Source organism: Phreatobacter sp. GW821-FHT04C01 (genome assembly GCF_059420385.1).
This window is the reverse complement of the sequence record NZ_JBWKTP010000003.1, coordinates 771,470-794,303: the sequence shown is the minus strand read 5'-3', so window position 1 is coordinate 794,303 and position 22,834 is coordinate 771,470. Positions and strand designations below refer to the sequence as shown.

Here is a 22,834-nt window from a genome sequence, read left to right as displayed (position 1 = left end):
GCCCCTCAATATCCGGCCCAGGGAGCGACCGGAATCGGAAGCCTCAGCCCAACCTTGAACAAAAGAATACAGAAGGCCGTCATCAGAACGGCAAAGATCAAATTCGGCAGCCAGCGCGTATCCTTGGCGGCAAAGGCCGAGATGATCAGCGCCAGTGGCCCGGCAATGACCAGGCCGAGCGGCCGGATCGAGACCGCGAACAGCAGCACGGCGCCGAGCACGAAAACCGGGCCGCGAATGGACCAGGCCTCGAGTTTCGGGCCGACCGTGGTCAGCGCCTGCACCACGACGATCGCGCCGACCGCCATCAGAAGGAAGGACAGGCCACGCGGGAACGAACCCGGGCCGAGATTGGCGCCGCGTCCACCCGAAAGGTTCGACGAGGCCCACAAACAGAAAAGCCCGAAGGCTACGAGAAAAAGGCCCGCCATCAGGTCCTGCGGGCTCTTGATCAGACCACGCGGCTCCGCAGTCACATTCATGTCGGTGTCAGGCATTTTCCCCCGCTCCGAGCACCTCGGGAATTCCCCAGTTTGGGAAGGTGCTTTCGCGCGCGGATGACATCACGGTGACCGCCGGAACACAAGCGCCCGGCTGCCGCCATACCGATGAATTTTATGAACCGCTCATAGGGCCCGGCTGTCGCCGTCAGGCCGGCTTGTCGTGGCGCGACCGATAATATTCAAGAACGAAAAGCCGGATTGACGAAGACAGATTTCCGTGTGTCCGGTCGCCGTCTATGTGACCGACCAGGTCCGACAAGGTTTCCCGCCGCTCGGAGGCGATTTCCTTGACGGCGGTCCAGAACTCATCCTCGAGGCTGACACTTGTTTTGTGACCTTCGACGACAATGGAGCGTTTGACGACATGGCTTTTCATGATCGTCGTCACTCCGTCCGCTTATGACCGTCGAGGCGATGCGCCTCGAGTTCTGCCCGCGCCTTTTCGATGCGCCGCTCGGCGCCGGACCTGCCAAAACGCAATCGATTGGCCTCGGCCTTCATTTCGTCAGCAGCGCGCGCGGTGTTTTTGCGCGCGCGCTTGAGGTTGACCACATCACCCATGACCCTGTTCCATGCTCGCGCCGGACTGCTTCATCCCTGTTCGGCGCTCCCGCTTGGCGGGTCGGCGGATCGCCCCCGATCCGTACCCCGCCGTGGCAAGCTCCTTAGCCGCTGAACCTTTCTTATCCGCCGAACAACCGTAAAGAAACCTTCCCTCGGTACCGCCATGAGCACCAATGGATACTTTCCGCACCGTAAGGTGAGCGTTGAGTCAAGACCCGGTAAAGAGAACCGCTAAAATTGCTCTAAAATTAGCGAGACATCAAGAGCGCCCCGGAACCCCCGGGCGCCTTGACGTCTTCCAGCGGGCGCCGCTCCGGCGGCTTATTTCTTGCGGAACTTGTCCAGGCTGACGACCTCGGCGCCGCCCTGCGGAGCCGCATCGGTCCTGACCTCGGCCTCAGGCTTCGGGCCCGCTTCTTCCGGCTCGGACGCAGCGCCACGCGCGGCACCGCGCGCCTTGCCGGCGGGCTCGGCCGTGGGCGGCTCGGCCGGCACGACGAATTCCTTGGGCCCGGTCGAGGCCGCCTCGGGCTCGGTGCCCGCCACTTCGAACTGCAGGCCGAACTGGACCGAAGGGTCGAAGAACCCCTTGATCGACTCGAACGGCACGAGCAGGCGTTCCGGGATGCCGCCGAACGACAAGCCGACCTCGAATGTGTGGTCGGTCACCGCCAGGTCCCAGAACTGGTGCTGCAGGACGACGGTCATCTCCTGCGGATATTTCTCGCGCATGCGGTTCGACAGGCGCACCCCGGGCGCGCGGGTGTCGAAGGTGATGTAGAAATGATGATCGCCCGGCAGGCCCTCGCGGACGGCGTCGGTCAAAACCCGCCGCACGACGCCACGCAGCGCATCCTGAGCCAGAAGGTCGTAGCGAATGAGATCGGTCGGCATGGGGCGCTATTTGGGTCTATTCGATCGCGGACTGGGATCAGTCCTATAACCGCGCGATCGGGATGACGTCCATGGTCCCGCTGCGCGGAATCGGCGGGAGGAAGTGGAGGCTTCTGTTGCCAGGTGCCTCCGAACCCCGCCTTACAGTGCTACCCGCAAGGACTTTGATTTCGGTACCTTTACCGCGTTACGCGGCAACGGCGACCGGAGCATAGTTGTCGTTGGCAACTATTGAGATAGCCCGATAACGGTGGAACCATGCCGAGCAAAAGAACACCCTTTACACCCTCGTCGATCCTGTTTCGCCCCCATCACCAGCACCCCTGAGGGGTCCTGATGGTGGAGGCGCCGGGTACTGCCCCCGGGTCCGATAGGCTTATTGCGATGGCCGTTTATTGCCATAGCCGGGTTGCCCCGGCGGGAATGAATATAGGCGAGGGAACGCGCGGTTGGAAGGGCGGCGTCGCAGCCATCAACGCCGCATGCCCGGCGCGGGGCCAATATCGACCGGCGGCGGCAGCGGCGGCAGGATCGACATGGGTTCGCCGGGGGTCGTGCGCTGGCCGTCCAGGGCGCGGCGGACCATCGAGGGCAGGTCCGCGGACGGCGGAGGCGAGCCCAAGGGCCGGGGCACGGGCCGCGGCTCGGCCGGGCGACGCAGCGGCAAGGGGGTCGGATCCGGCCGGGTTTCGGGCATTTCGATTCGCGGTTCGTCGACGGCCGCGGCGGGCTCCGGCTCCGCGGCGGCGGCCGGTGCCGGCGGCGGCTCCGGCACGGCCTCTTCGATCGGCCGGAACGGCAGGCGGCTGAAGGCTCGCTGGCGCGCCCGTTCCAACCGGTCGCTTTCGGTCATTTCGATGCGCAGCGCCTCACGCTCGACCAGGCGAAGGCCGAGCCAGCCGGAGACGTCGTCGGCGTCGAGCCGGCCCGCGGTCGCGCCGAGCGGACCGTCGAACCTCAGTGCGATCAGTGGGACCGCGTCGGTTCGCGGCGGCGGCTCGGAGGCGATCCTGGCGCCGGCGCCAAGTTCGCCAGCGGCGAGATCGACGCCGCCGCTCCAGGTAACCCGGCCACCGGCAAAGGCGAAGGCGGCCTCGCCGGCGCGCAGGCGCGAGCCGGACAAGGTCAGCGGGATGTCGATGGCGGGCATGTCGACGGGCCTGGCCAGTTCGCGCGTCAGGACGGCCGCGAAGCCGGCGTCGTCGAGCGGACGGCCGAGGTCCTGGGCGATTTCGGCCGCCCGTGTCGCCCGCGCCAGCGCGGCCGGATGGACACCGGCAACCGCCGTTCGCGGCCAGGCATGGCGGCCGTCGCCGCGCAGGCTCGCCAGGAGCGAAGCCGGGCTGGTGCCGTCGCCGTTCAGCGCGATCGACAAGGGCCCGGAGCCCGCCGCTCCCGGAAAGACCAAGGCCAGCGGGACGCGGTCGATGCCGAAACTCGCCTGGACCGCGGTGCTGAGCGCCGTTCGGTCAAGCGCGATGTCGCCGGTCACGGTGGCGGTGGCGAGCCGCGCGCGAAAATCCCTGAGCGTGGTTTTCCCGCCCTGGCGAACCAGGGTCGTCGTGACGCCGGTCAATGCCGGATAGCCGCCGAGCCCGACCGCCTCGGCGCCGACCGCGATCTCGCCATCGAGCCCGTCGAGCAAGGTCCGGCCGAACGAGGCGTCGGCGAGGCGGCCCGCCTCGGTATCGATCAGCCAGGCCGGCCCGGTCAGGAGGCTCGCCAAGGGCTCGAAACCGAGCTTGCCGAAATTGACGCTGCCGATGACGGTCCGGCCGCGTCCTGCCAGGGATGCCTTGACGCCGCTCGCTCCGATGCGGCCTTCCAGGCCCTCGACCCGCCAGTTGGCCTCACTCAATTCGAGCCGGGCCGACAGGGTCGCCGGCAGCAGCCCCGCCAGTTCCGCCGGCACGCCGGCCAGCGGCAGAACCGGCGCGATATCGGGCGAGGCCAAGGTGGCGGTCAGGCTGCCGCTGCCGTCGAGCGCGCGGCTGCCTGAGAAATGGACCAAGGTCTCGACCGCTTGGGCTTCGCCGCGAATGCCGACCGGGCCATGGGCCGGCTTGTCGAGCACGACCTCCAGGCGGCTCGGCGTCGCCGCGGCGATGCCGAGGGGAACGAGCCCGGCGCCGAGACCGAGAAGCTGATCGGCGCGCGGCGCCTCCAACACCAGGCTCGCCTGGCCGGCGAGGCGATCGAGCGACGTCAGGTCGCCCGTGCCGGCCGCATCGAGATGCATCCAGGCCGCGCCGACCTGCCCCTGGGCCCTGACCTTGAGGGCTGCCGCGGCGCCGGCGTCAAAACTGAAGGCGAGGTCGGTGCCGCCGAGCCATGCGGCGCGCTCGGCGACCAGGCGGGAAAGGCCGGCGGTATGCTCGCCGCGTGCCAGGAACGCCACCAGGGCATCGGCCTTGTCGGCCGTCAGCCGGCCGGCCAGGCGGCCGGTGAGCGGCCCGCCCAGGCCGTCGAGCCGGCCGGTCAGATCGAGGCCGAGGCCCGCGACATCGCGGATCTTCAACCGCTCGGCCTCGAAGCGATTGCCGTCGGAGGCAAGCGTCACATCGAGGCCGCGGGCGGTGACGCCGCCGAGGCTCGCCTCCTCGGCCTTCAGCTGCAGCCGGGTATCGGTGGCCGGATCGAGCCTGGCGCCGGCGCCGCGCGCCAGGCGCAGAAGCAGGTCGAGATCGAGCGCTTCCGCCGTCAGGTCGACCGCCAGCGCGTGGCGGCCGAGCGCCGGCATGTCGAGGGCGATGTGGCCCTTGGCATCGCCGGCGGCGGTCACCGCTTCCAATCCGTCGAGAACCAGCCGGCCGGGTTCCGCCGTCAGGGACGTCGACAGCCGGATCGGATCATCCAGCGTGCCGGCCGGCGTCACCTGGCCGTCGAGCCAGGACAGCAACAGTCCGGGCCGCGCCGATTGCAGCGCCAGCGTGCCGGAAAAGCCGAGATCCGGCCGCAACGCGATGCGCCCCTTCATCTCGACATGGCTGTCGCCCGGCAGCCGCGCGGTCAGCTGCTCGGCGGTCCAGCCGTCGGGACCGGATTGCAGGTCGCCGCGCAGGTCGGCGACCTGGCCGCCGCCGAGCATGAGGCCACTGACATCGAAGCCCACGGTGACCGGCAGATCGGACCCGCGCAGGGCCGGCACCGCCGTGATCAAGGCGGCGACGACCTCGCGCGGCGTGCGCGGCTGGCCGGCGGCGTTGTCGATCAACCGGTCGAGATCGACCTGGCGCGCGGTGACGACGGTGTCGAGCGTCGGCGCGCCGCCCCAGACGTAACGCAGCGAGCCGGTGGCACGGGCCGCGCGCTCGCCGGTGCCGAGCATGGCTTCGCCACGTTCGAAGACCAGCGCGCCGGCCGTCACCGTCGCAGCACCGGCGATCCGCCACGGCAGCGCGCCCGTGTCCCCGGACAAGATGACCGTGCCGTCGAAATGCGGATTGCCCGCACCGCCGGTCGTGCCCTCGGCTTCGACGACGAAGCCGCTCACCCGGTCGGTCGAGCGAAGCCGCAATGCCAGGCCGCCGGCCTCCGGGAAATTCGCCAGGACCTGCAGCGGCATCGACCGGCCGGCCACGACCGCCGAGCCCTCCAGGCGAACCGGGCCCCGGGTGCCGCGCGACTCGCCGGTCAGGGCGATGCGCTCGGCGATGAGCGTCCGCGTGCCCGCGCTGTCGGCAACCGACAGCCGGGCATTCTCGATGGCGATCTCCTCGACCGCCAGGCCTTGATGCGGCAGGCCCCGGTCGGACAAGGTTAGATCGACGTCGCGCACATGGACCGCGGTCAGGGAAGCCTCGCCGCGCAGCAGCGGCGCCACGCGCAGCTCGCCGCGCAGCCGACCGATCCGGGCGCCGCTCGCCGGCGCGCCAATGGTCACATCGCGGGCGTCCACCGCGATGGTCGGCAGCAGGCGGATGGTCAGGTCGCCGCCGATCGTGACCGGCAGGCCGAACAGACGCGCGGCTTCCGCCTCGATCATCGGCTTGTGGCGGTTCCAGTCGATCAGCCACGGCCCGACCAGGGCCGTGAGGATCGCAACGATCAAGGCGATCCCGATGGCGAGGAGCGTGTTCTGCACGTTGGCATGGTCCCGCGAGAGGCGAGACCCAATGTAAGCCATGGCGACGACAACCGAAAGGCGCAGGGCATTCGGCTGCGCCGCCGGGCCGCCGGTTCGATCAGCGGATCATATTGCCCTGGTTGCCGAAACCCCAGCCGAAGCTGCCGGCGGGCGCCGCCTGCGCGGGCATCTGGATCGTTTCCGGACGCGGCCGGCAGACGCGGCGGGTCCAGCGCGCGTCGTGGCGGGCGAGATCGAGGTGGAAATGGTCGTAGTGGAACGAGTTGTAGCCGGGGCCGAGCACGGTGGTGAAATGGTCGCAGGCGCGAATGAAGACCTCGCGGAGGAAGGCCGACTCGGCGCCCTCGCTGCGCCAATGGGTGCGGATCACCACGGTCTGCCCGTTGGACAGCACGAAGGCGAAGACATCGAGTGCGTTGCCATAGGCATGTTCCGACATGCGCGAGCCCGAGCCGCCGACCATGCCGCGGCAATTGAACGAGCCGGCCTTGACCTCGACGACATTGGCGCCGAACCAGCGTAGCGCCGCCGGCTGGACGACATTGTCGATCCACCGGTCGACGGTCGGCACCATCTGGCAGGCCAGCGTCTGGGGCCGGCTGTAGGCGACGGCGCCCTGCGACTGGGCGGCGACGCGCAGCGGATAGTCCATGCCGCAGCCACCGGGGCCGTTGATGGCGGTGGCGCGCTGGACGTAGCGCGACATCTGCACCGCGCCGGATGACATGCAGCGGCTCTCGAGCTCGGACCGCCACGCTTCGCGCCGCTCATAGGCATAGCGACCGCAGGCGGCGAGTGTCAGCCCGACCGCCGCGAAGATCACCCATTTCACTGCCTTGCGGCTGATCAATTCCCTGCCGAACACGATACTCACCGGCTTGTCCCGACAATTTTCGAGATGCCCCTAACCCGACATTCATCATGACCGGGCGGGGTGAACAGCAGCCCAAGAAAGGCGGTGAAGAAAGGCTGAACGATCTGCATCGGCCCGGGACGCATGGGTGCGTCCGCGGCGGACGCTTCCCCTCGCCCGGCGCCGGGCCTAAACAGGGGCCATGGCTCATCGGTTCAATGATTCCGCCCTCATCGACAGGCTTGGGACGCTGGCGGTCGCCGCCGGCCACCGGGTCATGGCGCATTACGGCTGCGGCAGCACCACCAAGGCCGACGGCTCGCCGGTGACCGCCGCCGACCAGGAGGCCGAGGAGATCATTCTGGAGGGTCTCGCGGCGCTTCTTCCCGGCGTGCCGGTGCTGGCGGAGGAATCGGCCGCCGCCGGCCGGCTGCCGGCCACGACCGATCTGTTCGTCGCCGTCGACCCGCTCGACGGCACGCGCGAATTCATCGCCGGCAATGGCGAGTTCACCGTCAATATCGGCCTCGTCTCCGCCGGCAATCCGGTCGCCGGCATCGTTTATGCGCCGGCCCGCCACCGGCTGTGGATCGGGGCCGCCGGCAAGGCCGAGGCCATGACGCTGGCGCCGGGGCAGGCCGTCACCGCCGCCGCCGACCGCGTGCCGATCCACACACGCCCCGTGCCCGCCGAAGGCCCGGTCGCGCTGGTCAGCCGCTCGCATCCGGACGCAGCCAGCGAAGCCTTCCTGGCGGAACATGGCGTGACCCGGCGCTTGGCGCTCGGCTCGTCGCTCAAATATGCCGTGATCGCCGAGGGCGGCGCCGATCTGACCGTGCGCTTCGGGCCGATCGCCGAATGGGACATCGCGGCCGGCCATGCGGTGCTGGTCGCGGCGGGCGGGCGAATGACCATTCCCGACGGCAGCCCGATCGTCTACGGGCGTGCCGAGGCCCAGTTCCGGACGTCGTCGTTCCTGGCCAGCAGCGGCGCCTTCGCGCTCGGCCGCTGACCGGCAGCCGCGACCGCGTCAGGCCCTGGCGGCCGCGACAAACCGGTCGTGAACGATCATGCCGGCGGCCATCGCGACAACGAACAGCACGGTCGGCGCGAGCCCCAGGGTGAGCGAGGCGATCGCCGGGCCCGGACAGAGGCCGGCCATGCCCCAGCCGATGCCGAACAGGGCCGAACCGGCGACCAGGCGCCGGTCGATCGCTGTTTTCGCAGGCAGGTGAAAGGTCCGGTCGAAGGCCGGATGCGGGAGCCGGCGCTGAAGCCACATGCCGATGCCCGCCACGGCCACGGCACCGCTGAGCACGAAGGCGAGGCTCGGATCCCAGGCCCCCGCGATATCGAGAAAGCCGCGGACACGGGCCGGATCGAGCATGCCCGAAAGCGACAGGCCGAAACCGAACACGGCGCCGGAAGCGAGAGCCGCGAGCAGGCGAAACGCGATCATGCTCCGAGGCTCCGCATCAGGTAGACGGTCAGCACGGCCGTGCCGAGAAAGGTGATCACCGCCACGATCGATCGCGGCGAGAGCCGCGCCAGGCCGGCGACGCCATGACCGCTGGTGCAGCCGGATCCGAGCCGGCTGCCGAAACCGACGAGCAGGCCGGCGACCACGATCAGCGGCCAGGCGCCCTGGATATGGACGGTGGGCCATTGGCCGAAGCCGGCGCGGTAGAGCAGCGGGCCGAGCAGCAGGCCGGCGACGAAGACGGCCGCCTCGGCGAGCCGGCGGTCGACCGGCCGAAACAGGCTCGCGACAATGCCGCTGATGCCGGCGATGCGGCCATTGAGCAGCACGTGCATGGCGACCGACAGGCCGATCATCATGCCGCCGGCAAGCGACGGCCAATAGATCGTCATTGCTTTGCTCCCTGTCCGTCTTCGGGCGCCTCGGCGCAGAAAATGGCGTAGAGCGCGCCGACCAACTCAGCGGCCTTGGCCTCGGCCAGCCGGTAGAAGATCTGCTTGGACAGCCGCCGGGTGACGACGATGCCGGCCTCGCGCAGCACGGTGAGCTGTTGCGACAGGGTCGGCTGGTGAATGCCGAGCCGCTCTTCCAGCGCGCCGACCGAGAACTCTCCCTCGACCAGGGTGCAGACCAGCATCAGCCGGTTGCGATTGGCGAGCGTGCGCAGCAGGCGCGCGGCCTCACCCGCCCGCTCCTGCATGACCGCCGCCGCTATCGCCGGCTTGACCATGGTTGCGCCGATCGCCGCCATGGCATTACCCCCAGGCCGCGCCGGCGAGCGCGTCCAGTGGAAACTTGAGATAGCGCCGGCCATTGGCTTCCGGTTCCGGCAGCCGGCCGCCGCGAATGTTCACCTGCAGGGCATGCAGGATCAGCTTGGGCATGGGCAAGGTGCGGTCGCGCGCCTGGCGCAAGGCGACGAACTCGGCCTCGGTCCGGCCGGCGACGTGACCGTTGTCGCGCTTCTGCGCCGCGACCGAACTCTCCCAGGCGGCGGCCCGCCCGCCCGGCTGGTAGTCGTGGCCGGTGAACAGCCTGGTATCGTCGGGTAGAGCCAGGATCGCCTGGATCGAGCGCCAGAGCTGATGGGCATCGCCGCCGGGAAAATCGGCACGCGCCGTGCCGCTGTCAGGCATGAACAGGGTGTCGTGGATGAAGGCTGCGTCACCGACCACATAGGTGACGGAGGCGAGCGTATGACCGGGCGAGAACATCACCCTGGCCTCGATATCGCCAATGGCGAACCTGTCGCCTTCGGCGAACAGCCGGTCCCATTGCGAGCCGTCGGTGGCCAGGTCCGGCAAGCCATAAAGCCCCTTCCAGAGCACCTGGACCTCGGTCACCTTGGCGCCGATCGCCGTCGGCGCGCCGGTCCTCGCCTTCAGATAGTGCGCCGCCGAGAAGTGATCGGCATGGGGATGGGTATCCAGGATCCAGGCGATCGAAAGCCCGCGCTCGCGCACATGGGCGAGAAGGGCATCGGCGCTGGTGGTCGCGGTCGCACCCGACTTCTCGTCGAAATCCAGTACGGGATCGATGATCGCGCAGACCTTGGTGGCGGGATCGACGACGACATACTGGATGCTCGACGTCCGCCGATCATAAAAGCCGGTGACCTCGGGGCGACCAACAACGCGGCCGGCATTCTCGCTCATGATAGTCTCCTTCGTCGACCGTCGATCGATCAACATTATATAGTTCGATATAATATATAGCATGGCTTCGCAAGGCGCTGACGGCGGCCCGTCCGGCCATCCGCAATCGCGGACGGCGTTCGGCTTCCGGAACCGAAGCAATCGGCGCAGTCTCGCGAAGATCTTCATGTCCGGTTCAGGCGAAACATCGCGTCATGCTCGCGCAGGTTGGCGAACGGATCGGACGCCGGCTCGCAGCGGCCGCCCGGACGGCTCTATGTCGCGAGGATTGCGATGGAACTGGCGATGAGCATTGTTTTCTGGCTGTTCCTGCTGGCGATCTGGGCTTTTTTCCGCTTCCTGCCGACGCTGATCGCCTGGAACCGCGGGCACCGCCAGACCTCGTCGATCTTCACGCTCGACCTTCTCGCCGGCGACACCCGCCTCGGCTGGGCCTTGGCCTATCTGTGGGCGAAGAGCGACAATGTGGAGGTCAGATACGACGGCGCCCCGATCATTCCGGCAGCGCCTCCATTGCCGGCCGGCGAGCAGTCTCAAATGTCCGCCGATTATGTATCGGCGACCCCTCCCCTCGCCCCGCCGGCAACGGCCGCCTACGTCATTCCGGCCTCGCAACTTCAGCCACCCGAAGCAAAGGAAGGCCGTGCGATGGTCGTCCCGGCACCACAACGCGCCAGGTTCAAGGACGCCACGGAAGAAGCACGCGACGCCTATGCCAGGAACCGGCCTCCAGGCGGCGGCGCGTGGTAGCTAAGGCGCGCATCGGCTGAGAGAACGCATGGACAAGACCGGAATCGTCATGCTGGCGGCCGTCTATTTCCTGCCCGCGATGATCGCGGTCATGCGCCATCATTCGTGTGCCGGCGGCGTTCTCGTGCTCAATCTCGTCCTCGGCTGGACGTTGCCCGGCTGGGTCGTGTCCTTCGTGTGGGCTTGCTCGAACGCCTGGCGGCAACCGGTCGCGATCTCCCGTCTCCCGGGCGGTCGCCCGCCGGGCCAAGATGCCGGCCGCTCATTCGAGGATCGCGGCGGTCGCGTGATCGCCTGTATCATCGGCGTCCTCGTGCTACTGATCGTCGCAGGCCTGGTCGTGAAATGACGTGGCCGACGCCTTGCCGCGCGCCGCTTGCCGCACCATTGGTGGCCGGCCCGGGCGAGATCGCCCGTCCGACGACCCCACGAGCGCACGTGAAGCCACGGAAGAGCTTGGTGAATTCGCCGCGACTGGATTTCTTCTAAACTGCAGTTTTGAAGAATTCCAATGTTTTTTCAGAGACTTGCACGAGGTATCGCGAACGCTAGGATGCGCCTCCCTGGGCACCCGGCCTCGCCGCCGGACTGCCCGCCCACCGCGCCGTGCTCGATGGCGCATGGCGGAGGCTGCACCATGACCCTGTCCCCCACCCGTCGCGCGCTCCTCGGTGGCGCCGCCGTTCTTGTCGCGACGCCGGCGATCCTGCGGGCGCAGGCGCGCGTGCTCAACCTCTATTCGTCGCGCCACTACGACACCGACGAGGCGCTCTATGCCGAATTCACCAAGGCGACCGGCATCACCGTCAACCGGGTCGAGGCCCAGCCGGACCCCTTGATGGAGCGCATGCGCTCGGAAGGCGCCAATTCGCCGGCCGACATCTTCGTGACCGTCGATGCCGGCCGTATCGAGCGGGCGCGCGAGGCCGGCCTGCTGCAGCCCTTCGCCTCCGAGGTTCTGGCCAGCCGGATTCCGGCGAGCTATCGCGACCCGGAGGGCAACTGGTTCGGCTTCTCGACCCGCGCCCGGGTCTTCCTGGTCTCCCGCGAGCGCGTCGCCGAAGGGGCGATCGCCAGCTACGAAGACCTCGCCGACCCGAAATGGAAGGGCAAGGTCGCCATCCGCTCGTCGACCAACGTCTACAATCAGTCGCTGACCGGCTCGATCTTGGCCGCCCATGGTGCCGAGAAGACCGAGGCCTGGGCCAAGGGCGTGGTCGCCAATTTCGCCCGCCCGCCGCGTGGCGGCGATACCGACCAGATCAAGGCGGTGGCCGCGGGCGAGGCCGATATCGGCGTCGCCAATACCTATTATTTCGGCGCGCTGGCACGATCCACCAAGCCGGAGGACAAGGCCATCGTCGACAAGGTGCGCATCGTGTTCCCGAACCAGGGCGATCGCGGCACCCATGTCAATATCTCGGCGGCCGGCATCGCCCGCCATTCGAAGAACCTGGAAGCGGCCCGCGCCTATCTCGAATATCTCTCGACGCCTGCCGCGCAGCGTTATTTCGCCTTCGGCAATTCGGAATATCCGGCGGTCGCCGGTGTCGACTGGCCGCCCGAAGTCGCCGCCTGGGGCAAGTTCAAGGCCGACAGCCTGAATGCCGGCGTGTTCGCCAAGAACAATGCCGAGGCGCTCAAGATCATGGATCGCGCCGGCTGGAAGTGACGGCGTGACCGACGTCCTGTTCGAACCCGCGCCCCGCGCGGCCTGGCGCCCGGCCCTGTTGGCCGGGCGTGGTGTTTTGACCTGCCTGGCGATCGGGCTGGCGGCGCTGATCTCGCTGCCGATCCTGTCGGTGGCGCTGAGCGCGCTGCAGCCTTCGGGCGGTGCGCTGGGCCATCTCGTCGAGACCGTGCTGCCGGAAATCCTGGTCAATACCGCCGGACTGATGGCCTTTGTCGGCATCGGCACGGCGGTGATCGGGGTCGGCACGGCCTGGCTGGTGACACTTTGCCGGTTTCCCGGTTCGCGCCTGTTCGAATGGCTGCTGCTGCTGCCGCTCGCCATTCCCGCCTATATCATCGGTTATGCCTATACCGACGCGCTGGCCTTCGCCGGTCCGGTGCAGGGCGCCTTGCGCGGCCTCACCGGTTGGGGCCATGGCGACTACTGGTTCCCCGACATCCAGTCGCTCTGGGGCGTCAGCACCATGCTGACCCTGGTGCTCTACCCCTATGTCTACCTGCTGGCGCGCGCCGCCTTTCTCGACCAGTCGGTCTGCGTGCTGGAGGCGGCCCGCACGCTCGGCGCCAATCCCTGGGGCGCCTTCTTCCGGGTCGGCCTGCCGATGGCCCGGCCGGCGATCGCGGCCGGCGTCGCGCTGGCGCTGATGGAGGCGCTGGCCGATTTCGGCACGGTGGAATATTTCGGCGTCACGACCTTCACCACCGCGATCTACCGGACCTGGTTCGGCATGGGCGACCGGGTGGCGGCGGCCCAGCTTGCCACCGCCCTCCTGGTCTTCGTGCTGGTGCTGGTGGCGATGGAGATGGCGGCCAGGCGGGGCCGCCGCTTCGGCGCCGGTGCCCGCCGGCATCGCCGGCTCGTGCCCTTGCGGCTGAAGCCGGTTGCAGCCGCCGCGGCGATCATCGTCTGCATCCTGCCGGTCATGCTCGGCTTCATCGTGCCGGTGGCGGCGCTCGTCCGGCTGCATCTCGACGGCGGCGATCCCTTCCTCGGACCGCGCTTCCTGCATTATGCCCGCAATTCCTTCGTGCTGGCGGGGCTCGCGGCCGTGCTCGTGGTCGCAACCGGCGCGCTGGTCGCCTATGCCGCGCGGCTCGCGCCGGGCGCCGTGACGGCAACGGCGATCCGAATCGCGAGCGTCGGCTACGCGGTTCCCGGCACGGTCATCGCGGTCGGCATCCTCGTGCCGCTCGGCGCCTTCGACAACGCGCTGGACGGCTGGACCAAGGCGCATTTCGGCTGGGGCACCGGCCTGATCCTGTCGGGCACGGCGGCGGCGCTGCTCTATGCCTATCTGGTGCGCTTCCTGGCGGTGGCGGTCGGGCCGGTCGAGTCCGGCCTGCACAAGATCCCCGCCACATTCGACGCGGCGGCCCGCACGCTCGGTTCCACGCCTTATGGCGTGGCCTGGTCGATCCACGCCCCCCTGCTGCGCCGCTCGTTGCTGACGGCGGCGCTGGTCGTCTTCGTCGACGTGCTGAAGGAGCTGCCGGCGACCCTGATCGTCCGGCCGTTCGATTTCGATACGCTGGCGGTCCGGGTCTATAACCTCGCTTCCGACGAGCGCCTGGCCCAGGCCTCGACCGGCTCGCTCGTCATCGTCGCCATCGGCCTGATCCCGGTGATCCTGATCACCCGCATGATCGCCCGGGAACGCAAGGCCGGCGAGCGGATCGCCTCCTGACGGCGATCAGCGCCGATCGCGGAAAAAATCCCTGAGCAGGGCCGCGGCCGCAGCCTCGCCGATGCCGCCATAGACATCCGGGCGATGGTGGCAGGTCGGATCGGCATAGAGCCGCACGCCGTTTTCGACCGCACCGCCCTTGGCATCGGCCGCACCGAAATAAAGGCGACGAATGCGGGCGAACGAAATGGCCGCCGCGCACATCGGACAGGGTTCGAGCGTCACGTAGAGGTCGCACCCGGGCAACCGCTCGGAACCGAGCGCCACGCAGGCGGCGCGGATCGCGACGATTTCCGCATGCGCGGTCGGATCCTTGTCGGCCAGCGTCCGGTTGCCCGCCCGCGCCAGGACGACACCGTCCCGAACCACCACGGCACCGACCGGGACCTCGCCGCGCGCGGCGGCGAGACGGGCTTCGGCAAGGGCCAAATCCATCGGTGTCGGGTCGCTGGACGTGCTGTCTCTCGCCATTTCCGATCGTTCGTGCTAAAGGCGCCCATTCCTGCCGGGGACCCCGGCCGCGCACGCCGGATGGCGCCGCGACAACCCGATCTCACGAGACCCCTATGCCCCGCAAGCGCGACGATGATCGTCCGGCCCCGAGCCGGACGCGGAAAACCGATTCCGAAACCGCTCCGAAGACCGCCAAGAAGGCCGGAACCAAGGCCGGAGCCAAGGCCGCAACGACCGCCACCGAGACGCTGGTCGTGACCGCGCCCGTCACCGAAACCAAGCCGAAGCACGCCGGGCGCAAGCCGGTCGCGGCGGCTGCAGCCGTCGTCGAGCCCAGGACCAAGGCCGTCAAGAAAGAGCCCGCCGCCGCGGTCGAGACGACCGAGGCCAAGCCGAAGCGCGCCAAGAAAGCCGCCGAGCCCGTCGCCGAAGTGGCCGCGGCCAAGCCGAAGGCCGCCAAGAAGACCGCCGCACCGGCCGCCGAGACCGCCGAGGTCAAGCCGAAGGCTTCCAGGAAGGCCGCCGCGCCCGCCGCCGACATCGTCGAGGCCAAGCCGAAAGCCGCCAGGAAGACCGCCGAAATCGCCGCACCGGTGGTCGAAGCCAAACCGAAGCGCGCGTCGCGCCAGACCGAGGCCGCCCCCGAGGTGGTCGCTGCGCCCGTCGCAGCCGAGACCCCGGCGCGCGCCAAAAAGGCCGACAGGAAGGCCGACAAGGCCGAGGCCGAAACCGCGCCGAAGCGCGGCCGGCAGGCTGTCGAAGCATCGGATGAGATGCCCGCCTTCCTCGAAGACATCGACGAGGATCCGGTGGTCAAGGCGCTGGCCGCCGAGGCCGGCATCGAACGGCCGAAGCATGGTGCGCGCGAGCGGGACGGCGAGCGTGGCGAACGGCCGCGCCGCTTCGAGGAGCGTGGCGAACGCCCGGCCCGGCCGGCCGGCCGCGACGAGCGTCCCGGCCGCTTCGGCGACCGCCAGGAGCGGCCGCGCTTCGACAAGCCGAAAGGCGACTGGAACGACGTCCGCGCCAACCGCGACCGCAACAACGTGCCGCGCGACCGTGACCGCTCGGTCGAGCCGGTCAACCGGGGCGACGAGCGCATTGCCCGCGTGCTGGCCCGAGCCGGCCTTTGCTCGCGCCGCGAAGCCGAGGAATGGATCGAGGCGGGCCGGGTCAGCGTCAACGGCCAGGTGCTGACCTCGCCGGCGCTCAACGTCACAGAGAGCGACGTCATTCTCGTCGACGGCGAGAGGCTGCCGGAGCGCGAGCGCACCCGGCTCTGGCTGTTCCACAAGCCGGCCGGCCTTGTCACCACGACGAGCGATCCGGAAGGGCGCCCGACGATTTTCGACGCCATGCCGGAAGATCTGCCGCGGGTGATCACCGTCGGCCGGCTCGACATCAATACCGAAGGCCTGCTGCTGCTCACCAATGACGGCGGGCTTGCCCGGGTGCTGGCGCTGCCGGCGACCGGCTGGCTGCGCCGCTACCGGGTCCGCGCCCATGGCACGATCGACCAGCCGACGCTCGACCGCCTGCGCGGCGGCATCGAGGTCGACGGTATCGAATATGGCCCGATCGAAGCTGAACTCGACCGCGTCCAGGGCACCAATAGCTGGCTGACCCTGTCGCTGCGCGAAGGCAAAAACCGCGAAGTCAAGAACGTGCTCGGCGCGATCGGCCTCGACGTCAACAGGCTGATCCGCGTTTCGTTCGGCCCGTTCCAGCTCGGCGAACTGCCCGAGGGTGAGGTCGAGGAAATCAAGACGCGGGTGCTGCGCGATCAGCTCGGCGACGACCTCTCGGAGCTCGCCGGCGTCGAGTTCGACCGGCCGGTGTTCGAACGGATCGGCGAACGCGAAGAGCGCGGCAGCCGCGGCGAGCGGCCGCGTCGTGCCGACGAGCGGAGCGAGCGTCCGCGCCGCTTCGAGGAGCGGGGCGAACGTCCTGGCCGTCCTGCCGGCCGCGACGAGCGGCCCTCGCGCTTCGGTGCCCGGGACGAACGCCCGGCCCGCTTCGGTGATCGCAGCGAGCGCGGCGAACGCCCCGGCCGCTTCGGCGACCGCGACGATCGTCCGAAGCGCTTCTCGCGCGACGACGACCGCGGTGGCCGTTTCGGCCGCGACCGCGACGGCGGTTTCGATCCGGCCGCCGATGACGGCCGTCCGAAGGGCAAGAGCCCCGAGCATCGCTTCGGTTCGCGCCCGCGCATCTGGCGTGATGCCGAGGCAACCGATGCCGGCCCGATCAACAAGGCGCGCCCCGGCTTTAAGGGCGAACGCGCCAGCGAAGCCCGCGCCGAGGGCGAGCGCGATTTCAAGCGCGACACGCCGCTGACCGATTCCAAAGGCCGCCGCGTCAAGGTCGAGCGCATCGCCGGTGAAGAGGCGCCGCGCGAGGAAGCACCGGCCCGCGACGAGGGCCGCTTCGGCGATCGTCCGCGCCGCTTCGAGGACCGCGGCGATCGTCCGCAGCGGGACTTCAAGCCTAGGGGCGAAAGGTCCTTTGGCGACCGACCCTATGGCGATCGCCCGTCCGGCGATCGTCCGGACCGTGGCTTCAAACCGCGCGGCGACCGCCCCTATGGCGATCGTCCGTCGGGCGACCGCCCGGACCGCGGCTTCAAGCCGCGCGGCGATCGTCCCTATGGCGATCGTCCGTCCGGTGACCGCCCGGACCGCGGCTTCAAGCCAAGGGGCGAGAGATCCTTTGGCGACCGTCCCTTCGGTGATCGCCCGTCAGGCGACCGGCCGGACCGTGGCTTCAAACCGCGCGGCGACCGTCCCTTTGGTGATCGTCCGTCGGGTGACCGGCCGGACCGCGGCTTCAAGCCGCGCGGCGACCGCCCCTTCGGTGATCGTCCGTCGGGTGACCGGCCGGACCGTGGCTTCAAGCCGCGCGGCGACCGCCCCTTCGGTGATCGTCCGTCAGGCGATCGTCCGGACCGTGGTTTCAAGCCGCGCGGCGATCGTCCCTTCGGTGATCGCCCGTCCGGCGACCGGCCGCAGCGCGACTTCAAGCCCCGCGGCGACCGTCCCTTCGGCGGCGATCGCGACGGCGGAGGCCGGGACTTCAAGCCGCGGGGCGAGCGTTCCTTCGGTGACCGCCCGTCCGGCGATCGTCCGCAGCGCGACTTCAAGCCGCGCGGCGAGCGCTCCTTCGGCGATCGCCCGTCGGGCGACCGGCCGGATCGCGGCAAGAGCTTCGGCGGTGGCAAGAGCTTTGGCGGCAAACGCGAGGGACGGCCGTTCGGCGACCGCCCCGGCGGCGGTGGCGGCAGGCCCGGCGGCGGCAAGCCATTCGGCGGTCGTCCCGGCGGGGGCAAGCGGGAGCGCTGAGGCTTGCGGATCGTCGGTGGACGTTTCAAGGGCCGCTCGATCGCGGGGCCGAAGTCGGACGGCATTCGTCCGACTTCGGATCGCCTGCGCGAAAGCCTGTTCAACGTGCTGGCCCATGCCTATGACGACGCCTGTGACGGCGCGCGGGTCATCGACCTGTTCGCCGGCACCGGCGCCCTGGCGCTGGAGGCGCTGTCGCGCGGCGCGGTCTTCGCCGCGCTGGTCGACCAGGGCACCGAGGCGCGCGGCCTGATCCGCGGCAATGTCGATGCGTTCGGCCTGTCGGGCGTGACCAGCGTGCTCAGGCGCGACGCGACCAAGCTCGGCGAGGTCTCGCCGTTCGAGCCTTTCACCTTGATGTTCTGCGACCCGCCCTATGGCAAGGGCCTGGCCGAGCGGGCGCTGGCCAGTGCCCGTGACGGCGGCTGGCTGACCCCGGCCGCGCTGGTGGTGGTCGAGGAATCCGCCGATGCGACGGTGGCCCTGCCCGAGGGCTTCACGCTCGAGGAGCGACGGGCCGCCGGCGACACCCAGCTGCTGATCGCCCGCCGGACCTGACGCGGCCCGAAGGCGACCGACATCCCGGGCACGGCCCGGGATGCCGCGGAAAACGACCGCTTCGGCTCACTTCTTCAGGAGATCGCGGATCTCGGTGAGCAGGACGACATCGGCCGGCGGCGGCGGCGGTACGGCCGGCGCGGCGACCTCCTGCTTCTTCAGCCGGTTCATGGCCTTTACCACCATGAACAGGACCCAGGCGATGATCGCGAAATTGATCGCGACGGTGATGAACCTGCCATAGGCGATCACCGCGCCCTGCTTCTGCGCGTCGGCCAGGTTGACGGCGGTCACGGCCTTGCTCAGGCCAATGAAGTAATTCGAGAAATCCAGGCCGCCGACGATCGCGCCGATGATCGGCATGAACACGTCGCCGACCAGCGAATCGACGATCCGGCCGAAGGCGGCGCCGATGATCACGCCGATGGCCAGGTCGACCACATTGCCCTTCAGGGCAAACTCCTTGAATTCCTTCAGCATCTCGATGCCCTCCTGTCGATGACCGCCGCCTGGGCGTCGCGCGCCCGACAGAGGCACGATCGGCAAATTCGTGCGCCTATGCAACCGCTTGTCCGTCCGCGTCCACCGCGGCGTCGCGTTCGAAGCCCCGGCAAGCCCCTCGCGCCGCACCGCGGGCGCCCGCGCGCGGCCTTGCCTCGCCGCCCCATTGGACAGCCGGCGTCACGCGTGATGAAGTCCGGTCGAGCCAGCCCAGCCTGGTTTGCCGCACGGCGCCGATCGGGCGCGGCGGCGGGGAGTGCTACGGGTCGTCGATGAGTCTGAGTTTCGTCATCATCGTCACCGCGCTCGCCTATCTCGGCGGGCTGTTTCTGGTCGCCCATCTCGGCGACCGCCGGCGGTCGCGCGACCGCGCCATGGCCAGCCGCACCTGGATCTATCCGCTGTCATTGGCGGTCTACTGCACGTCCTGGACCTTTTTCGGCTCGGTCGGGCTCGCCGCGCGCAGCGGCTTCGACTTCCTGGCGATCTATGTCGGGCCGATGATCATGTTCGGCCTGCTCTGGCCGCTGGTGACGCGCATGGTGCGCATCGCCAAGGCGCAGAACATCACCTCGGTCGCCGATTTCATCGGCGCGCGCTACGGCAAGAGCCAGGCGGTCGCCGGCATGGTCTGCCTGATCGTCACGGTCGGCACGATCCCCTATGTCGCCCTGCAGCTGAAAGCGGTGTCGTCGTCGCTGCTGACGACCATCAAGCCGGCCGAATTCGCCAACATCACCCATGACCTGCCGTTCTTCGGCGATCTCGCCCTGCTGGTCGCCATGGCGATGGCCGCCTTCGCCATGCTGTTCGGCACCCGCCATGCCGACGCCACCGAACACCAGGACGGCCTGATGCTGGCGGTGGCGGCCGAGTCGATCGTCAAGCTGGTCTGCTTCCTGGCGATCGGGATCTACGTCACCTATTTCATGTTCGATGGGTTCGGCGACCTTTTCGCGCAGGCCACGGCGCGCCCCGACATCATGGCCTCGACATTGCGCTGGCCGGATTTCAGCACCTTCTTCGCGATGAGCGTCTTGGCCTTCGTCTGCTCGATCCTGCTGCCGCGCATGTTCCATGTCGTGGTGGTCGAGAGCCATTCGGCGGGCGAGGTCCGGCGCGCCGCCTGGCTGTTCCCGATCTATCTGGTGCTGATCAACCTGTTCGTCATCCCGATCGCGCTGGCCGGCCGGATCCTGTTCGCCCCCGGCGGCTTCGACAGCGACATGACCCTCCTGCTGCTGCCGCTGTCGCGCGGCAACGACATCCTGACGCTGGCAGGGTTCATTGGCGGCCTGTCGGCGGCGACCGCCATGGTCATCGTCGCCTCGGTCGCCCTGTCGATCATGATTTCCAACGACGTGGTCATTCCCGCCGTGCTGACGCTGCGCGGCCAATTGCCCTCGAGCGCCGGTGCCAGCGACGAGCGCAGCGACCTCGGCTCGACCATTCTCAAGATCCGGCGCACGATCATCCTGGCCGTGCTGATCGCCGCCTATCTCTATTACCACGTGGCCGGCGATGCCCAGTTGGCCTCGATCGGCCTTTTGTCGTTTGCCGCGGTGACCCAGCTGGCGCCGGCCTTTTTCGGCGGCATGTACTGGAAACAGGCGACCGCGCGCGGCGCGGCCTGGGGCATGGGGGTCGGGCTCGCGGTCTGGGTCTATACCCTGCTTCTGCCGATGCTGGTGGAGACCGGCGCGATCAATCGGGCCCTGGTGACGCAGGGGCCGTTCGGCATCGCCGCGCTGCGGCCGCAGGAGCTGTTCGGCCTGGCCGACCTCAACCCGCTGGCCCATGGCGTGTTCTGGTCGCTGCTGCTCAATGTGACCGTGTTCATCGCCGGCTCGCTGTCGCGCCGGCCGATCGCCATCGAGACCCTGCAGGCCAATGTGTTCATGCCGGCCGAGCCTTCGGCCTATGCGCCGAGCTTCCGGCTCTGGCGATCCGCCGTCACCGCCGACGAGGTGCGCGGCACGGTGGGCCGTTATCTCGGAGCCGAGCGCACCGAGGCTGCCTTCGACAGCTATGCGCAGGAGCGCGGCCAGCCGTTCGATGGCCAGGCGGAGGCCGATATCGAGCTGCTGCGCTATGCCGAACGCCTGCTGGCCTCGGCCATCGGCACGGCATCCTCGCGCCTCGTCCTGTCATTGCTCCTGAAGAAGCGCTCGGTGTCGACCACCGACGCCCTGAAGCTGCTCGACGACGCCAACGCGGCGATGCAGTACAATCGCGAGGTCTTGCAGACCGCCCTCGAACACGCCCGCCAGGGGGTCAGCGTCTTCGACCGCGACGGCAAGCTGATGGTCTGGAACCGGCCGTTCGCCGAAGTGCTCGACCTGCCGCCGGAGACCCTTCATATCGGCGCCGGCATCGACGATGTCCTGCGCGGCCTGGCGGCGCGCGGCGAATTCGGCGAGGGCGAGGTCGAGACGCTCGTGGCCGAGCGGGCGCACCGGCTGCTCACCGCCACCGAGCCGCAGATCGAAAGGCTCGCCATGCGCGGCCTGGTCATCGAGATCCGCGCCGCGCAATTGCCCGACGGCGGCGTGGTGAGCACCTTCACCGACGTGACCGCCAGCGTCGACGCCGCCGAGGAGCTCGAGCGCGCCAACGAGACGCTGGAGCGGCGCGTGCGCGAACGCACCGAGGAGCTGACCCGGCTGAACGGCGAACTGGCGCGCGCCAAGGCGGAGGCCGACGAGGCCAATCTGTCCAAGACACGCTTCCTGGCGGCGGCCAGCCACGACATCCTGCAGCCGCTCAATGCCGCGCGGCTCTACACCACCAGCCTGGTCGAGCGGCGCGGCGAGAGCGCGGACGCCGACCTGGTGCAGAATGTCGACGCCTCCCTGGAGGCGGTGGAGGAAATTCTCGGCGCACTGCTCGATATTTCCAGGCTCGATGCCGGCGCCATGAAACCGGAGGTCACCAGCTTCCGGATCGACGACCTGTTCCGCCAGCTGGCGGTCGAGTTCTCACCCATGGCGAAGCAGAAGGGCCTGACGCTGCGCTTCGTCCCTTCGACGCTCGCCGTGCGGTCGGACCGGCGGCTGTTGCGCCGGCTGCTGCAGAACCTGGTGTCCAACGCGATCAAATATACCGCCAGGGGCGGCGTGCTGGTCGGCTGCCGGCGCCGCGGCGCGAAACTGTCGCTCGAGGTCCATGACAGCGGCCCGGGCATCCCGCAGAGCAAGCAGCGCATCATCTTCCACGAGTTCCAGCGCCTCGAGCAGGGATCCAAGACGGCGCGCGGCCTCGGCCTCGGCCTGTCGATCGTCGAGCGCATCGCCCGCGTCCTCGACCACAAGCTGACCGTCCGGTCGAGGCTGGGCAAGGGTTCGACCTTCGTGGTGGAAGCGCCGATCGCACCGGCCTTGCCGGCGGTGGCGGCAGGTCCGGCGCCGGCGCCCTTGCGCGCCGCGCCGCTCGACGGGCTGGTCGTGCTCGCCATCGACAACGAGCCCAAGATCCTCGAGGGCATGCGCGCGCTCCTGTCCGGCTGGGGCTGCCGGACACTGATCGCGTCCGGCTGGCGCACCGCCCATGATCAGCTCAACGAGACATTGGCAATCCCGGACGTGCTGATCGTCGACTACCACCTGGACGAAGGCAATGGCCTCGACGTGGTCATGCAGTTGCGCTGGCGTTTCGGCGCGACCCTGCCGGCCATCCTGATCACCGCCGACCGCTCGCCCGAGGTCCGCGACCGGGCGCAGGAGAAAAACGTCCATCTCCTGCACAAGCCGCTGAAGCCGGCGACGCTCAGGGCGCTCCTGGCGCAATGGCGGGTGCAGAAGCAGGCGGCCGAATAGGCTTCG

At 69.1% G+C, this 22,834-nt stretch carries 19 protein-coding genes, 1 other RNA gene and 1 pseudogene; 8 read left to right on the top strand and 13 right to left on the bottom strand.

Annotated elements, in window-relative coordinates; genetic code table 11:
- Window positions 1-5: 5 nt before the first annotated feature.
- The 7 genes from AC07WJ_RS15450 to AC07WJ_RS15420 all read right to left on the bottom strand — a co-directional run bounded on the left by AC07WJ_RS15450 (window position 6) and on the right by AC07WJ_RS15420 (window position 6,922).
- Window positions 6-497 (bottom strand): tripartite tricarboxylate transporter TctB family protein, encoded by a 492-nt coding sequence (locus AC07WJ_RS15450; protein ID WP_494935463.1) that lies wholly within the window; start codon window positions 495-497, stop codon window positions 6-8.
- A gap of 151 nt (window positions 498-648) precedes the next feature.
- Window positions 649-879: a ribbon-helix-helix domain-containing protein gene (locus AC07WJ_RS15445; protein WP_494935614.1), complete on the bottom strand. Its 231-nt coding sequence runs from the start codon at window positions 877-879 to the stop codon at window positions 649-651.
- 8 nt (window positions 880-887) lie between these two features.
- On the bottom strand, window positions 888-1,064 hold the full coding sequence (locus AC07WJ_RS15440; RefSeq protein ID WP_494935462.1) for a DUF4169 family protein: 177 nt from the start codon (window positions 1,062-1,064) through the stop codon (window positions 888-890).
- A 324-nt stretch (window positions 1,065-1,388) separates the two neighbouring features.
- On the bottom strand, window positions 1,389-1,961 hold the full coding sequence (locus AC07WJ_RS15435; protein ID WP_494935461.1) for an SspB family protein: 573 nt from the start codon (window positions 1,959-1,961) through the stop codon (window positions 1,389-1,391).
- A gap of 102 nt (window positions 1,962-2,063) precedes the next feature.
- Window positions 2,064-2,420, bottom strand: a transfer-messenger RNA (tmRNA) gene (ssrA, locus tag AC07WJ_RS15430).
- A gap of 13 nt (window positions 2,421-2,433) precedes the next feature.
- Window positions 2,434-6,045 carry an AsmA family protein gene (locus AC07WJ_RS15425; RefSeq protein WP_494935460.1) on the bottom strand — a complete coding sequence of 1,204 codons (3,612 nt, stop codon included), beginning with the start codon at window positions 6,043-6,045 and terminating at the stop codon, window positions 2,434-2,436.
- A gap of 100 nt (window positions 6,046-6,145) precedes the next feature.
- Window positions 6,146-6,922 carry an extensin-like domain-containing protein gene (locus AC07WJ_RS15420; RefSeq protein WP_494935459.1) on the bottom strand — a complete coding sequence of 259 codons (777 nt, stop codon included), beginning with the start codon at window positions 6,920-6,922 and terminating at the stop codon, window positions 6,146-6,148.
- A 181-nt stretch (window positions 6,923-7,103) separates the two neighbouring features.
- Between AC07WJ_RS15420 and AC07WJ_RS15415 the strand changes: the two genes are divergently transcribed.
- Window positions 7,104-7,913, top strand: a complete 810-nt coding sequence (locus tag AC07WJ_RS15415; protein ID WP_494935458.1) for a 3'(2'),5'-bisphosphate nucleotidase CysQ family protein — start codon at window positions 7,104-7,106, stop codon at window positions 7,911-7,913.
- Window positions 7,914-7,931: 18 nt separating this feature from the next.
- Here the strand turns inward: AC07WJ_RS15415 and AC07WJ_RS15410 are convergent, their stop codons facing one another.
- From AC07WJ_RS15410 to AC07WJ_RS15395, 4 genes and pseudogenes are all read right to left on the bottom strand, one after another.
- Window positions 7,932-8,360 carry a DUF6691 family protein gene (locus AC07WJ_RS15410; RefSeq protein ID WP_494935457.1) on the bottom strand — a complete coding sequence of 143 codons (429 nt, stop codon included), beginning with the start codon at window positions 8,358-8,360 and terminating at the stop codon, window positions 7,932-7,934.
- Window positions 8,357-8,773 carry a YeeE/YedE family protein gene (locus tag AC07WJ_RS15405; RefSeq protein ID WP_494935456.1) on the bottom strand — a complete coding sequence of 139 codons (417 nt, stop codon included), beginning with the start codon at window positions 8,771-8,773 and terminating at the stop codon, window positions 8,357-8,359. Before AC07WJ_RS15405 ends, AC07WJ_RS15410 begins: the two co-directional genes overlap by 4 nt.
- Window positions 8,770-9,132 (bottom strand): sulfite-sensing transcriptional repressor BigR, encoded by a 363-nt coding sequence (bigR, locus tag AC07WJ_RS15400; protein WP_494935455.1) that lies wholly within the window; start codon window positions 9,130-9,132, stop codon window positions 8,770-8,772. The genes AC07WJ_RS15405 and bigR overlap by 4 nt, the downstream gene beginning before the upstream one ends.
- Window positions 9,133-9,136: 4 nt before the next feature.
- Window positions 9,137-10,003, bottom strand: a pseudogene (locus AC07WJ_RS15395) (MBL fold metallo-hydrolase); the annotation flags it as partial.
- Between the two features lie 306 nt (window positions 10,004-10,309).
- On the opposite strand from AC07WJ_RS15395, the gene AC07WJ_RS15390 reads away from it, so the two are divergent.
- The 4 genes from AC07WJ_RS15390 (at window position 10,310) to AC07WJ_RS15375 (ending at window position 14,163) form a co-directional block, all read left to right on the top strand.
- Window positions 10,310-10,786: a superinfection immunity protein gene (locus tag AC07WJ_RS15390; RefSeq protein WP_494935454.1), complete on the top strand. Its 477-nt coding sequence runs from the start codon at window positions 10,310-10,312 to the stop codon at window positions 10,784-10,786.
- 28 nt (window positions 10,787-10,814) lie between these two features.
- Window positions 10,815-11,135, top strand: coding sequence for a superinfection immunity protein (locus AC07WJ_RS15385; protein WP_494935453.1), 321 nt, complete (start codon window positions 10,815-10,817; stop codon window positions 11,133-11,135).
- Between the two features lie 288 nt (window positions 11,136-11,423).
- Window positions 11,424-12,458 carry a Fe(3+) ABC transporter substrate-binding protein gene (locus tag AC07WJ_RS15380; protein WP_494935452.1) on the top strand — a complete coding sequence of 345 codons (1,035 nt, stop codon included), beginning with the start codon at window positions 11,424-11,426 and terminating at the stop codon, window positions 12,456-12,458.
- 4 nt (window positions 12,459-12,462) lie between these two features.
- Window positions 12,463-14,163, top strand: a complete 1,701-nt coding sequence (locus tag AC07WJ_RS15375; protein WP_494935451.1) for an ABC transporter permease — start codon at window positions 12,463-12,465, stop codon at window positions 14,161-14,163.
- A 6-nt stretch (window positions 14,164-14,169) separates the two neighbouring features.
- On the opposite strand, the gene AC07WJ_RS15370 is transcribed toward AC07WJ_RS15375, so the two are convergent.
- Window positions 14,170-14,598: a nucleoside deaminase gene (locus tag AC07WJ_RS15370; RefSeq protein WP_494935450.1), complete on the bottom strand. Its 429-nt coding sequence runs from the start codon at window positions 14,596-14,598 to the stop codon at window positions 14,170-14,172.
- 131 nt (window positions 14,599-14,729) lie between these two features.
- Between AC07WJ_RS15370 and AC07WJ_RS15365 the strand changes: the two genes are divergently transcribed.
- Both AC07WJ_RS15365 and rsmD read left to right on the top strand, forming a co-directional pair.
- Window positions 14,730-17,954 carry a pseudouridine synthase gene (locus tag AC07WJ_RS15365; protein WP_494935449.1) on the top strand — a complete coding sequence of 1,075 codons (3,225 nt, stop codon included), beginning with the start codon at window positions 14,730-14,732 and terminating at the stop codon, window positions 17,952-17,954.
- A gap of 3 nt (window positions 17,955-17,957) precedes the next feature.
- Complete coding sequence (gene rsmD / locus AC07WJ_RS15360) at window positions 17,958-18,512, top strand: 16S rRNA (guanine(966)-N(2))-methyltransferase RsmD (protein WP_494935448.1); 555 nt, start codon at window positions 17,958-17,960, stop codon at window positions 18,510-18,512.
- A gap of 66 nt (window positions 18,513-18,578) precedes the next feature.
- Here the strand turns inward: rsmD and mscL are convergent, their stop codons facing one another.
- Window positions 18,579-18,992 (bottom strand): large conductance mechanosensitive channel protein MscL, encoded by a 414-nt coding sequence (gene mscL / locus AC07WJ_RS15355; RefSeq protein ID WP_494935447.1) that lies wholly within the window; start codon window positions 18,990-18,992, stop codon window positions 18,579-18,581.
- A gap of 293 nt (window positions 18,993-19,285) precedes the next feature.
- Between mscL and AC07WJ_RS15350 the strand changes: the two genes are divergently transcribed.
- Entirely contained in the window at window positions 19,286-22,828 is a 3,543-nt protein-coding gene (locus AC07WJ_RS15350; RefSeq protein ID WP_494935446.1) for a hybrid sensor histidine kinase/response regulator, read from the top strand.
- Window positions 22,829-22,834: the final 6 nt, after the last annotated feature.

Coding starts and splice junctions, on each gene's coding strand:
- AC07WJ_RS15450 (WP_494935463.1), bottom strand. CDS start 497: ATGCCTGACACCGACATGAATGTGACTGCGGAGCCGCGTGGTCTGATC.
- AC07WJ_RS15445 (WP_494935614.1), bottom strand. CDS start 879: ATGAAAAGCCATGTCGTCAAACGCTCCATTGTCGTCGAAGGTCACAAA.
- AC07WJ_RS15440 (WP_494935462.1), bottom strand. CDS start 1,064: ATGGGTGATGTGGTCAACCTCAAGCGCGCGCGCAAAAACACCGCGCGC.
- AC07WJ_RS15435 (WP_494935461.1), bottom strand. CDS start 1,961: ATGCCGACCGATCTCATTCGCTACGACCTTCTGGCTCAGGATGCGCTG.
- AC07WJ_RS15415 (WP_494935458.1), top strand. CDS start 7,104: ATGGCTCATCGGTTCAATGATTCCGCCCTCATCGACAGGCTTGGGACG.
- AC07WJ_RS15410 (WP_494935457.1), bottom strand. CDS start 8,360: ATGATCGCGTTTCGCCTGCTCGCGGCTCTCGCTTCCGGCGCCGTGTTC.
- AC07WJ_RS15405 (WP_494935456.1), bottom strand. CDS start 8,773: ATGACGATCTATTGGCCGTCGCTTGCCGGCGGCATGATGATCGGCCTG.
- bigR (WP_494935455.1), bottom strand. CDS start 9,132: ATGGCGGCGATCGGCGCAACCATGGTCAAGCCGGCGATAGCGGCGGCG.
- AC07WJ_RS15390 (WP_494935454.1), top strand. CDS start 10,310: ATGGAACTGGCGATGAGCATTGTTTTCTGGCTGTTCCTGCTGGCGATC.
- AC07WJ_RS15385 (WP_494935453.1), top strand. CDS start 10,815: ATGGACAAGACCGGAATCGTCATGCTGGCGGCCGTCTATTTCCTGCCC.
- AC07WJ_RS15380 (WP_494935452.1), top strand. CDS start 11,424: ATGACCCTGTCCCCCACCCGTCGCGCGCTCCTCGGTGGCGCCGCCGTT.
- AC07WJ_RS15370 (WP_494935450.1), bottom strand. CDS start 14,598: ATGGATTTGGCCCTTGCCGAAGCCCGTCTCGCCGCCGCGCGCGGCGAG.
- AC07WJ_RS15365 (WP_494935449.1), top strand. CDS start 14,730: ATGCCCCGCAAGCGCGACGATGATCGTCCGGCCCCGAGCCGGACGCGG.
- mscL (WP_494935447.1), bottom strand. CDS start 18,992: ATGCTGAAGGAATTCAAGGAGTTTGCCCTGAAGGGCAATGTGGTCGAC.
- AC07WJ_RS15350 (WP_494935446.1), top strand. CDS start 19,286: ATGAGTCTGAGTTTCGTCATCATCGTCACCGCGCTCGCCTATCTCGGC.